Annotated in this window: 11 protein-coding genes; 8 read left to right on the plus strand and 3 right to left on the minus strand. The window is 38.1% G+C overall.

Annotated features, from left to right (window positions below; translation table 11 throughout):
* Nucleotides 1–21: 21 nt before the first annotated feature.
* Both panC and panB read left to right on the plus strand, forming a co-directional pair.
* Nucleotides 22–882: a pantoate--beta-alanine ligase gene (panC, locus tag CEV08_RS01375; RefSeq protein ID WP_100130001.1), complete on the plus strand. Its 861-nt coding sequence runs from the start codon at nt 22–24 to the stop codon at nt 880–882.
* Nucleotides 879–1,694 carry a 3-methyl-2-oxobutanoate hydroxymethyltransferase gene (gene panB, locus CEV08_RS01380; protein ID WP_100130002.1) on the plus strand — a complete coding sequence of 272 codons (816 nt, stop codon included), beginning with the start codon at nt 879–881 and terminating at the stop codon, nt 1,692–1,694. The genes panC and panB overlap by 4 nt, the downstream gene beginning before the upstream one ends.
* 596 nt (nt 1,695–2,290) lie before the next feature.
* On the opposite strand, the gene CEV08_RS01385 is transcribed toward panB, so the two are convergent.
* Nucleotides 2,291–2,908: a YfbR-like 5'-deoxynucleotidase gene (locus CEV08_RS01385; protein ID WP_100130003.1), complete on the minus strand. Its 618-nt coding sequence runs from the start codon at nt 2,906–2,908 to the stop codon at nt 2,291–2,293.
* On the minus strand, nt 2,901–3,773 hold the full coding sequence (locus CEV08_RS01390; RefSeq protein ID WP_100130004.1) for a YgfZ/GcvT domain-containing protein: 873 nt from the start codon (nt 3,771–3,773) through the stop codon (nt 2,901–2,903). The genes CEV08_RS01385 and CEV08_RS01390 overlap by 8 nt, the downstream gene beginning before the upstream one ends.
* A gap of 65 nt (nt 3,774–3,838) precedes the next feature.
* Between CEV08_RS01390 and CEV08_RS01395 the strand changes: the two genes are divergently transcribed.
* Nucleotides 3,839–5,167: a dihydroorotase gene (locus tag CEV08_RS01395; protein ID WP_100130005.1), complete on the plus strand. Its 1,329-nt coding sequence runs from the start codon at nt 3,839–3,841 to the stop codon at nt 5,165–5,167.
* 409 nt (nt 5,168–5,576) lie between these two features.
* On the opposite strand, the gene CEV08_RS01405 is transcribed toward CEV08_RS01395, so the two are convergent.
* The gene (locus CEV08_RS01405; protein WP_100130007.1) at nt 5,577–5,948 is read right to left on the minus strand and encodes a TIGR02301 family protein; all 372 of its coding nucleotides are present in this window, start codon (nt 5,946–5,948) and stop codon (nt 5,577–5,579) included.
* A 483-nt stretch (nt 5,949–6,431) separates the two neighbouring features.
* On the opposite strand from CEV08_RS01405, the gene cysS reads away from it, so the two are divergent.
* The 5 genes from cysS (at nt 6,432) to pssA (ending at nt 12,310) form a co-directional block, all read left to right on the plus strand.
* The gene (gene cysS / locus CEV08_RS01410) at nt 6,432–7,940 is read left to right on the plus strand and encodes a cysteine--tRNA ligase (protein WP_100130086.1); all 1,509 of its coding nucleotides are present in this window, start codon (nt 6,432–6,434) and stop codon (nt 7,938–7,940) included.
* Between the two features lie 45 nt (nt 7,941–7,985).
* Entirely contained in the window at nt 7,986–8,657 is a 672-nt protein-coding gene (locus CEV08_RS01415; RefSeq protein ID WP_100130008.1) for a DUF421 domain-containing protein, read from the plus strand.
* A gap of 105 nt (nt 8,658–8,762) precedes the next feature.
* On the plus strand, nt 8,763–10,661 hold the full coding sequence (locus CEV08_RS01420) for an ABCB family ABC transporter ATP-binding protein/permease (RefSeq protein ID WP_100130009.1): 1,899 nt from the start codon (nt 8,763–8,765) through the stop codon (nt 10,659–10,661).
* 101 nt (nt 10,662–10,762) lie between these two features.
* Entirely contained in the window at nt 10,763–11,461 is a 699-nt protein-coding gene (locus CEV08_RS01425) for a phosphatidylserine decarboxylase (protein WP_100130010.1), read from the plus strand.
* Between the two features lie 9 nt (nt 11,462–11,470).
* Nucleotides 11,471–12,310 carry a CDP-diacylglycerol--serine O-phosphatidyltransferase gene (gene pssA / locus CEV08_RS01430; RefSeq protein WP_100130011.1) on the plus strand — a complete coding sequence of 280 codons (840 nt, stop codon included), beginning with the start codon at nt 11,471–11,473 and terminating at the stop codon, nt 12,308–12,310.
* Nucleotides 12,311–12,339: the final 29 nt, after the last annotated feature.

A 12,339-nucleotide genomic window follows, 5' to 3' on the forward strand; every position in this document is an offset into this window, starting at 1 on the left:
ATAATGGAATAAAATGGGAAAATGAAAATTTTAAAGACAATTGCTGAAGTTCGCCAATATACTTCAGAGGAGCGGCGTTTAGGCCTTTTGATTGGTTTTGTGCCAACAATGGGAGCACTCCATGAGGGGCATCTTTCGCTAGTACAGCGTGCAAAAGCCATGTGTGATCGCGTATTGGTGTCTATTTTTGTCAATCCAAAACAATTTGGACCTCATGAAGATTTTGCCCAATATCCAAGAGATTTGAGGAGCGATTGTACTTTATTAAAAAAAGCAGGTGTTGAATGTGTTTTTGCGCCTTCTGTCGATGAAATGTGGCCATCGGGAAATGATACAATTGTGAGGGTGGAAAAATTATCACGTATTTTGATGGGAAAATTACGTCCAGGGCATTTTTGTGGTGTAACGAGTGTTGTTGCTAAGCTTTTTAATATTGTTCAGCCCGATAAGGCTTTTTTGGGAGAAAAGGATTTTCAACAAATTTTAATCATTCGGCGTATGGTTAAAGATTTAGCCTTTCCTGTTGAGATTGTTGGCGTTCCTATTCTACGTGAAGCAGATGGTGTTGCGCATTCTTCACGCAATCAGTTTTTAACATTAGAAGATCGTAAAGCGGCCAAAATTATTCCTAAAAGTGGAAAAGCTGCTGAAAAGCTTTACCATGAAGGTGAACGATCGGTTGATAAATTATGCCAAACTGTTCATGATATTTTACAAAAAGAACCGCGTGCAATCATTGAAGCAATAGATTTACGGGATATGGAAACTTTATGCGCGGTCAAAGGAACACTGAATAAACCAGCAGTTTTACTTCTTACTGTCCGTTTTGGTGAGGTAAGGCTTATTGATCAATACATATTGCAAGAGAAGGGCGGAAAATGAGTATACATAAAATAGTCAAACGTATAACATCTTCTGAAATACGCGCAAGAAAGGGACAACAGCCGATTGTTTCTTTGACAGCTTATCAAGCTTATACTGCGCGGATTGCTGATCCCTATTGCGATATCCTTTTGGTTGGTGATAGCGTTGGTATGGTTGTGTATGGGTTCGAGACAACGCTTCCTGTTAATTTAAATATGATGATTTTACATGGGAAAGCCGTGGTGCGTGGGTCTCAAAAAGCTCTTGTCGTTATTGATATGCCTTTTGGCTCTTATGAGGAAAGTAAAGAGCAAGCTTTTTTAAATGCATCGTGTATTCTTGCCCAAACGGGATGTGGGGCTGTTAAGCTTGAAGGTGGTGTTTATATGGCGGACACAATAGATTTTTTGTGTAAACGTGGCATTCCAGTGATGGGGCATATTGGTCTCACCCCCCAAGCGATGAATCGTTTTGGAGGTTTCAAAACACAAGGGTGCAAGGAGAGCGATTGGCAAAGAATTGAAGAAGATGGAGCAGCGATTGAAGAGGCAGGTGCTTTTGCTGTTGTTTTAGAAGCAATTGTCGAGCCTTTAGCGGTGAAACTTACCAAAAAGCTTTCTATTCCTACGATCGGGATAGGCGCGTCCAATCAATGCGATGGACAAATATTGGTGATGGAAGATATGTTAGGCTATGGTTCCCATGTGCCAAAATTTGTACGGCGTTATGGCAACCTTGAGCAAGCTATGGAAGCAGCCATCAAGAATTATGCAGAAGATGTTACATCTCGTGCTTTTCCAGCGGAAAGAGAAGTTTATAAACTAAAATAAACTTTTGTTTAAGGTGAACAGTTTGACAAGAGGACATTTGCTGTTTTGATAATGAAAGTGCATGATTTCATATATTTTTGTATGTAATTTTAGCTGTGATTTTTTTTATTGCTTTCATGGGGGCATTCTCTCATGCAAAATAGAACGCTGTTGAGGGGATAATTTGCATGCTTTTAAAAAAGAAACATTGAGACACCTCATTTCACATTCGCGATAGTGCCTATGAATGGTATGATGGTGAAGTCTCGAAGAACTGTATAAAACTATAAAGCGCGATCATCTTTATGCTTCCTAAAAAAGCAAGCGGGTACCCATCACACCTTTGCCAACTTCCAATGTTGCGGACAACGCTTGCGTAGCACTTGAAATGGTCCATAAGAAGCATTTTTAGCTCTTTCTTATACAAATTTTACCCATACTTTTCTCATCATTTATGATGTGCAAGCAAACGATTTTTGTTGATGCCATATAAGAAGGTCTGAAATGAGTAAATCCTACGACATTTGAGACTCTTATTCAACATGAAAAACAATGAATTATTATTATAAATCAGTGTGATGAGTTTTTAATGATAAGGAATCAACAATGCAAAGAGTCTATAATTTTTGGACATCCAAGTCATTAAAGCGCGTTAAAAATGCGTTTTCAATTTGTTGGGTAGAGTAGGGGTGTAAATTAAGATCATCGGATGAAATATTATTGGGAGAGCCAAAATAGCGAAGGGCTTCTTCTATATTAAATCCAGCAAGCATGATCGCTTCATGATATGCAGCAATACGATCGGCTTGTTTGATTTTTTTTAAAAGTTTTTGAGAAAGATCAACGGGAAGAGAAAAGCGCATATGGATCGCATCTTGGATGCACTTTTCAATGCGTTCATATTGTTTTCCTATGATAGCTTTAAAGGGTGAAATCATATCACCGATAACATATTCTGGTGCATCATGAAGAAGAGCACAGAGACATTCATTTCTCGGCGACTGTGGAAAAAGTTTTTGAAATATTTGTTCGACCAAAAGTGAATGTTGTGCAACAGAATAGGCATGCTCTCCTCGTGTTTGACCATTCCACCGTGCCACACGAGCAAGTCCATGGGCAATATCTTCAATTTCAATATCAAAAGGAGAAGGATTGAGAAGATCAAGTCTGCGTCCAGAGAGCATTCTTTGCCAAGCGCGTGCTTCTCCACTTTTTAATAATTCAGCTTTAGCCATGTGTATTTTCTACAGTATTTTCAGGAAAGGTAAAATTCATATTTTCAGCAATATGTATGGTGACAGGAATGTTTTTGACGCTAAAGGGAATGTTATGATCCATAGTATCTTTGACATGGTCAATACGCATTAAAGCAAGAGCCTCATTTGCAACACATGTTGCCAAGTGACCAAGTACTTTTGTTCCTGCTGCAATGCTCGATTGAGGGGGGAGATCAAACTGACTTTTTATAATTAAAATACGGCGGCGTATAGCGCGGCGATGGTGCATTCGTGAAACAATTTCTTGTCCAATATAACACCCTTTGTTGAATGCAAGTCCATTGATTTGATCATAATTAATATCATGAGGAAAGACTTTGCCAATTTCATAGTCTTGACCACTTTCTGCAATTGCATAACGGATACGCAATTGATTCCATGGGGCATAATCTTCTGAAGCTAAAAAAGGGACTTTGCCGTAGATTCGGATGATTTTTTCTTGTTGTGGGAAGCGTTTATCAACAAAATATGAATCAAAATTTAAAGTATCTGATTCATTTTTCCAAGAAACGGTGACAATCTCTTGTAATGGTTGTATAATTTCTACTTTTTTACGCAGTTTATAGAGCAACAGACGCTTGTAGAGTATATCAGCCAAAGACATCACAATATCAATAAAATAACCATCCTCTCTTTTTCCGATAAGAAAATCAGCAAGAACCTTTCCTTGTGGGGATAAGAGGGCTCCAGGGAAAAGTCCTTGGGGAGTAATTTTTTTGACATCTGTTGTGATCAGGGATTGTAAAAAATCTGTTGCTTCTTCACCTGTAATTTGAATAATTCCACGGTTTTTTAAGCAAATGGCGTTTGGTTTTTCAATCATGGTTCTTGCCTTTCTGCTCAAAGTTCCATAATCGATAAGTGAGCAATATGTAAGGAGCTTGGCCTATGTTTAAAACATTTGATACAATTTTTAAAGGTGCAACACTTGTGAATCATGATGGAAGAAGCAAGCGTGATATTGGTGTGACAAATGGCCGTATTGCTGCAATTGGCGATCTTACATGTGTTTCGGCTGGTGAGGTGATTGATTGTACGGGGCTTCATATTTTGCCGGGAATTATTGATAGTCAAGTGCATTTTCGTGAGCCAGGCAATGAATATAAGGAGGATTTAGAAAGTGGATCGTATTCTGCGGTGTTAGGAGGGGTTACAGCAGTGTTTGAGATGCCTAATACCAATCCATTGACAACATCAGAAGAAACATTAAGCGATAAGGTTAAGCGCGGATTTCATCGAATGCATTGTGACTTTGCATTTTGGGTTGGAGGAACGCGTGAAAATGCTCATGAACTGTCTGAGTTAGAAAGACTTCCTGGTGCAGCGGGAATTAAAGTTTTTATGGGGTCTTCTACCGGAGATCTTTTGGTCGATGATGATGAAAGTGTACGTCTTATTTTGAAAAATACACGCCGTCGTGCAGCTTTTCATTCTGAAGATGAGGAAAGGCTCAAAGAGCGTAAAGTGCTGCGTATTGAAGGGGATGCATCCTCGCATCCCATTTGGCGTGATGAGATTGCAGCGTTAAAGTGTACGCAGCGTTTGGTAAAAATTGCCCATGAGACGAAAGCACGCATTCATGTATTACATCTTTCGACAGAAGAAGAAATTGATTTTCTAAAAAAACATAAAGATATTGCAACAATTGAAGTGACACACCATCATTTGACTCTTACGGCGGATGATTATAAGCAGTTTGGTACATTAATTCAGATGAATCCACCTATTCGCGAATCGCGCCACCGTGAAGCCCTTTGGTATGGTGTTCAACAGGGGATTATTGATGTTTTAGGCTCAGATCATGCGCCTCATACCCTTGAGGACAAGCTTCAATCTTATCCCTCTTCACCTTCAGGAATGACAGGAGTACAAACAACAGCAGCAATTATGTTGACACATGTGAATGCAGGAAAGATATCCCTTGAGCGTTTTGTTGATCTCACGTCACATGGCCCTAGTCGTATTTTTGGTATAAGCTGTAAAGGACGTCTTGCTGTCGGATATGATGCTGATTTAACCATTGTTGATCTGAAGCGTGAAGAAATTATTACGAATGGCTTAATTGGTTCGCGTGCCGGCTGGACACCTTATGATGGCCAAAAGGTCAAAGGTTGGCCTGTCGGGACTATTATCCGTGGTATGCGCGTTATGTGGGAAGGTGAAATTGTCACACCTTCACAAGGAGAGCCTATTAAATTTATAGAAACTTTGGTGTAAACAGCATAAGTTTTATCTTGTTATGCCAAAAACATCATCTTTTATAGAGTAATAATGTGATATAAGACATATCAGCTTCTTTAACATGTCAGTATTTTAGTATGTGATGAATGTTCTTAGGTTTTTTTGTAGAGTTTCACAGCACATCACATGGTGGAAAGCCAAGTAGAACGCACGAGCATTTGGGCTATTTACAAACCATATTGGATTAAGAATCTTCATCCTTTGAAGATAGGGAGGAAGCCAAAGAGTAATTTTTACAGAGAAAAGGTACTTATAAGAATAAAAACATATCAAGGCACTCTTCTTCAAAAGTTTTTTATTTTCAAAAGCAACTTATTGATCTCTTCATTTGTGAGGGGGGCATCATTGATATCGCTTAAATTGAAGCAGATGCTTTTCATACAGGTTAGTTGTTATAATGCATGAGAAGATTTTCGGATAAAGTTCTTCCTTCTTCAATGTATCTTTGATTGGCTTCAATGGCTGCTTGTGTACAATGATGATAATTTTCTGAAAAAGCGCGATAGGCTTCATTAAATGCTTCATAAAAATAAGCGCGCCTTTGTGGGATGGGGTGTTCTGCTTCAATCAGTGCGTTCATATAGTCATACCATTGGCTGGTTTGAGGTTCACAAAGATTTTGGAGAGAATGCAATGATCCCAAAATTTCTGCGAGACGAAGTAATTTTTTTTCATAAGGTGGAGATTGTTGTGCGAAGGTTGGCATTGAAACAACAAGAAATATTAAAAGAATGATTTTTCTCAATTTATTCCACATTATTTTGTATTACTTTCTTTGAATAAAGCTCTGTACAGATAAAATAATTTTGTCATAAGAACGATGTTAAAAAATAGGGTTAATTGCGACATTGTTCTCAATGATTGGTTACAAAATATAGGGCGTAAAAGACAGTAAGGAACCCATTGTGGAATATTAAAATACTGATGAAGCTTTTTGTGTGGTTAGAATTTTTAAGATTTGCTTCCTGTAATCTATTTTTCATATAAATATTCATTGCCTATGGAATTTTTTCTAAACTCCTTTTTTCAAGGAGGGGGGAGCTCTCTATCTATAGAATGCTTTTGTCAAATCAAATAAAAGAGATTGTTTTTATGATAAATGATGGATACAGCTTCACTTACAATAGGGAAGAAGAATTTAACTATAAGGTAAAAGTTTTAGTCTAAACCGCATAATGCGATCATTTGAGATAAGAGATATCTAAGGAGCAGTGCGTAATATCGTTTACGGAGTATAATGATGAGTAAGTTGCGACTTTATAATACGCTGACACGTAAAAAAGAAAATTTTATACCAATAGATCCAACAAAAGTGCGTCTTTATGTTTGTGGCCCAACAATTTATGATTACGCACATATAGGAAATGCACGTCCTATCATTGTTTTTGATGTTTTATTTCGCTTATTACGTCATGTTTATGGCAATGATCATGTTTTATATGCGCGTAATATTACAGATGTTGATGATAAAATTAATGCACGAGCTGCTTGTGAATATCCAAATTTGTCACTGAATGACGCTATTCGTCAATTAACAGAACGCACATATTCTCAGTTTCAACAAGATACAATAGCGCTTGGTTGTCTCTTGCCAACCAGTCAACCACGTGCCACCGAGCATTTAGAGGAGATGCGCGTGCTCATCGAAAAATTGCTTGAAAAGGGGCATGCTTATAAAGCGGAAAATCATATATTATTCTCTATAAATAGCATAAAAAATCCTCCCCATTATGGGGCATTTGCAAATCGTTCTTTAGATGAAATGAGGGCGGGCGCACGTATTGATGTTGCTGCTTATAAAAGGGAGGAGATGGATTTTGTTTTATGGAAGCCTTCTGTAGAAGGAGAACCAGGTTGGGAATCGCCGGGCGGAATTCCTGTTTTAGGTCGTCCAGGTTGGCATATTGAATGTTCTGCCATGTCAATGGCGAAGTTATTGGCTCCCTATGGTGGTGGTTTAACTTGTGATGATCCGATTGCAAATATTTTTGACATCCATGGGGGTGGACTTGATTTAATTTTTCCTCACCATGAAAATGAGATTGCACAAAGTTGTTCAGCTTTTGGGACAGAGCGAATGGCTAATTTTTGGATGCATAACGGCTTTTTACAAGTTGAAGGTAAAAAGATGTCAAAAAGCTTTGGCAATTTCATAACCATTCGTTCTGTATTAGAAAATGATTTTTTGGAATTTAATGGTGTTTTAGCCGATGAAATGAAGCAAAATTGGGCGGGTTTGTCTGCACGTTTTTCAATGCTTCAAACGCATTATCGTGAACCATTAAATTGGACAGCACAGCGTTTAATGCAATCGAGCAGTGAACTGTATCGTTGGTATGAATTGCTTCGCAGTAAAAAGAGTATGATGGAAAACAATGAAGCGCTTGAATATACTTTAATAGATGCCCTCAGTGATGATCTTAATACGCCAAAAGCATTAACTCTTTTGCGAAAATTTTATAAAGCAGACGATGTTTTGGCTCTTGCGAATGGCATGAATTTATTAGGACTATTACGACAAGACTGGATTAAAGCAATAGATTGCCCATTATTTATAAAAAAAACGTCTCTTGATTCAAAATTTATTGATCAGTGCATTGCCGAAAGACTGCGGCTTATCCATAATAAAGAGTGGGAAGCTGCGGATAAAATTCGCAATGAGCTTGCAGCCGAGGGGATTCTCTTAAGAGATAGTAAGGATTCGCAAAGTGGTAAGCGTATAACTGTGTGGGAAATCAAACGACTCTAATTTCCCTATTCCAGCAGCTTTCATAAATTAAAGGGAGAAAGTTTGATGGAATTTTTATATCATTATGGATACATCACGCTTAAGCTTTCTGTAGGTCTTGTTGCTTTCCTATTTATTTTAAGAACGACGGGTTGTGGGAGCCTTAGTCAGATGACACCCGTTGATTTGGTCAGCAATTTTGTCATGGGAGGTATTATTGGAGGAGTCATTTATAATCAGAATATTAGCAGCATTCAATTATTGCTTGTTTTACTGATTTGGCAAATCTTGATTGCATCTTTTAATTTTTTTGCACGCTATTCAGTTTTTTTTCGTCGTCTTATTGCAGGGCAGAATGTCACATTGGTTTTAGATGGGGACTTTCAAATGGATAAGATTAAGAATTTAGGGATCAATGTTAATGATCTCATTACAATGTTACGCCTTAAAGGGTGTCACTTACATGAAGCTGCTTTTGTGCGTTTGGAAACCAATGGGGAGTGCACTGTTATTAAAAAGGAAGAGGGTAAGAAATCAACAATTGTCGTAGAAAATGGTGAAGTTATTGATGATAGTCTAAAAGAGATTGGTAAAACAAAAAAGTGGCTTCAGGCAGAATTGAAAAAAAAGCATGTAAAAATTGAAAATTTATTTGCAGCAGAATGGTATGAGCACACAGCTCCAAATAATAAACTATATAGTGGATTATTTCTTGTTCCTTTTTCAAAAACAGTCTAACTTCAAACAACGAATAAGTATAGCTTATCAGAAGCGTAAGAAACTTATAAACAACTACAGGGGGTGTTTTCCCTTTTGTGTGGATGATAGAGAAGTAAGGGCTTTATGAGACGTAATGAAATGACAAAAACTGTATCATCAGATACAGGGAAAACTCTGCGCACACTTTATAATTTATGGCCTTATATGTGGCCGGCCGATCGGCGAGATCTAAAAATACGTGTATTATGGGCAATATTTTATCTTGTTTTGGCCAAGCTCGTTCTTATATCTGTACCATATTTCTTTAAATATTCTACGAATGTGCTTGATGCAAGCTTTCAGCTCCCTACATGGTTTCCATCCAGTTTGATTATTCCAATCATGCTTGTTTTGGCATATAATGTCGCTCGTATTATGCAGGCTGGATTAAATCAATTACGCGATTCCCTTTTTGCTACTGTTGGTCAATACGCTGTTCGTCAATTAGCTTATAAAACCTTTGTACATATTCATGAGTTATCTTTACGATTTCATTTAGAACGCCGAACTGGTGGGCTTTCTCGTGTGATTGAGCGTGGTACAAAAGGAATTGAAGTGATCGTAAGGTTCTCAATCCTCAGTACCGCACCGACAGTTTTAGAATTCATATTAACAGCGCTTGTATTTTATATAAGTTACGGATGGCACTATCTTCTCATTATTGTTGTAACGGTTTTTTTATATACCTTATTTACCATTAAGGCGAGTGATTGGCGTATTCGTATTCGGCAACAAATGAATACAGCAGATACTGAGGCAAATACGCGCGCTGTTGATTCTCTTTTGAATTTTGAAACGGTCAAATATTTTGGCAATGAAACTCTAGAAGCCGATCGTTTTGATGCTTCTATGGCAGGTTATGAAAAAGCCGCAACAAAGATTTGGACATCATTAAGCTGGCTTAATTTTGGTCAGGCTCTTATCTTTGGTCTTGGAATGACGATCATGATGCTGATGTCAGCTTATGAAGTTTTTTATAAGACACAAACTTTAGGAGATTTTGTTTTTATTAATGCCCTTTTAATGCAACTTTCCATTCCACTGAATTTTATTGGTTCAATTTATCGTGATGTTCGACAAGGTTTAACGGATATTGAAGCGATGTTTGATCTTTTAGATGTTCAGCAGGAGATCATTGATAAATCGAATGCTAAACCGTTAGAGATAAGCGATGGGACCATTCGTTTTCATCAGGTAAAGTTCTCTTATGATTCGACGCGTCAGATTCTCAGAGATATTGATTTTGAAGTCCCTGGGGGAAAAACAGTCGCCATTGTCGGTCCATCGGGTGCAGGTAAATCAACCATTTCTCGATTACTTTTTCGCTTTTATGATGTTGAGGCCGGTTCTATCACAATTGACGGGCAGGATATTCGTGACATAACACAAAAAAGTCTACGTGAAGCGATCGGCATGGTCCCACAAGATACGGTGTTATTTAATGATACAATTGCCTATAATATTCGCTATGGGCGACCAAGTGCGACCGATGAAGAGATGCGCAAAGCTGCTGAAATGGCACAAATATCAAAATTTATTGAGATGTTACCGGAAGGTTTTCAGTCTATGGTAGGAGAGCGTGGTCTCAAATTATCAGGGGGTGAAAAACAACGTGTGGCTATTGCACGGACACTCTTAAAAGCTCCTCCACTTCTTATTTTAGATGAAGCAACTGCCGCTCTTGATACGGCGACGGAACAGGAAATTCAACAAGCATTGGATATTGTAAGCCGTGGACGTACAACATTAATTATTGCGCATCGTCTTTCTACGGTTATCAATGCTGATGAAATTTTGGTTCTTAAAAGTGGCCGTATTATTGAAAATGGGACGCATACAGAGCTCTTACGAAAAAAAGGTCTCTATGCTTCAATGTGGAATAAGCAGCTTGAGGCATCGCAAGCTGAAGAAAAATTACGTAAAATGCGTGAAGAAGATGAGACGGGTATTGTTAACCGCAAAAATAAAGTGGGAAAAATGTAATCTATATCTTTATATGGAGTGATTGATTTAATAGATAAAAAGAGACAAGGGGAACAAAAAGATTTATTACTTGTTTAAGTTTACGATGAATAGGAAATTATATGAGTATTCTGCAATCTGTCCATAATAGCTTTGTGCCGATCCATAAAGAAGGCTATCCTTTTATTGTAGCGTTTTTTGTTATTTCGCTCATTCTTGGTTGGATATGGAGTCCATTATTTTGGTGTGGTCTTATTCTTACAGTGTGGTGTATATACTTTTTCCGTGATCCAGATCGTGTGATCCCTTTGAATTCAAATTGGGTTATGTCGCCTGCAGATGGGCGCATTTCATTTGTGGAATCCTGTATTCCACCTGAAGAATTAGGCTTAGGGAAAGATGAAATGACCCGTATCTCCATTTTTATGGATGTTTTTTCATGTCATATTAACCGTATTCCTATCAGTGGTACAGTAGAGTCTATCGTTTATCATCCAGGTCGGTTTACCAATGCGGAGTTTGATAAGGCCAGTCAGTTTAATGAACGGAATGGAGTGGTCATTGATAGCAAGCATGGAAAAATTGGTATCGTACAAATCGCGGGGATGTTTGCCCGTCGGATTGTTTGTTGGTCAAAAGAAAACGATGCTGTTATCACAGGAGAGCGATTTGGATTGATTCGTTTTGGTTCTCGCCTTGATATTTATATACCCACTGCAATGAAATTGCGTGTTACGGTTGGACAAACAGCTATTGCTGGAGAGACAGTTTTGGGTTCTTTTGATGATAAGAGTGCTATAACGGACTTCAGATACGATTAGGACCGCACAATGAAAAATTTTTCGCCATTTTCTTCATTCAATCCTGAGGGGCAGCATGATGATATTGCAAATCGGCGGCGTTCACCTACATCAATGCGGTATGTTATTCCCAATATTATTACTATTTTGGCCATTTGTGCAGGGATGAGCAGCATTCGTTTAGCTTTTGAGAATCGCTATGAGGCTGCGATTTTAATGGTGCTTTTGGCTGCAGTTTTAGATGGGGCTGATGGTCGTATTGCGCGTTTAATAGATGGGAGTTCATCTTTTGGGGCGCAGATGGATTCTCTTGCTGATGTTATAAATTTTGGTGTTACTCCTGCACTTATTGTTTATTCCTTTATTTTGAATCAGGCATACCATATTGGTTGGGTTGCGGCTCTTGTTTATTGTGTTGCTTGTTGTTTGCGATTAGCGCGTTTTAATGTGATGTTGGAGAGCAACAATATACCTCAATGGCAGAAAAGTTATTTTGTTGGTGTTCCAACACCAGCAGGAGCGTTACTCCTTTTATTGCCTATGTATCTAGGCGCTCTTGGTTTGGTTCCCAGTTGGGGATGGGCCTTGTTTTTTAGTCTTTATACTGTAATTATTTCTTTTCTTTTGATTAGTCGTTTACCCGTGTGGAACGCAAAGTCAATTGATCAAAATTTGAGACGTGATATCGTTATACCTTGCATGTTGGTCATCGTTATTTATGTGGGTTTTCTTGCAACTTACACATGGAAAACTTTATTGATTACAGCTGTTGGCTATATGATTTTTCTCCCCTGTAGTTTTGTCTCTTATAATAAACGCGCTGCTTTAGAAGAGAAAAAGGTTGACGCTAAAGCTATCCCAGAATCATAAAGTGTTTCATTTTTCTGTTGAGAAGCACA

The organism is Bartonella tribocorum (assembly GCF_002778015.1).
Lineage (GTDB): Bacteria > Pseudomonadota > Alphaproteobacteria > Rhizobiales > Rhizobiaceae > Bartonella > Bartonella tribocorum_B.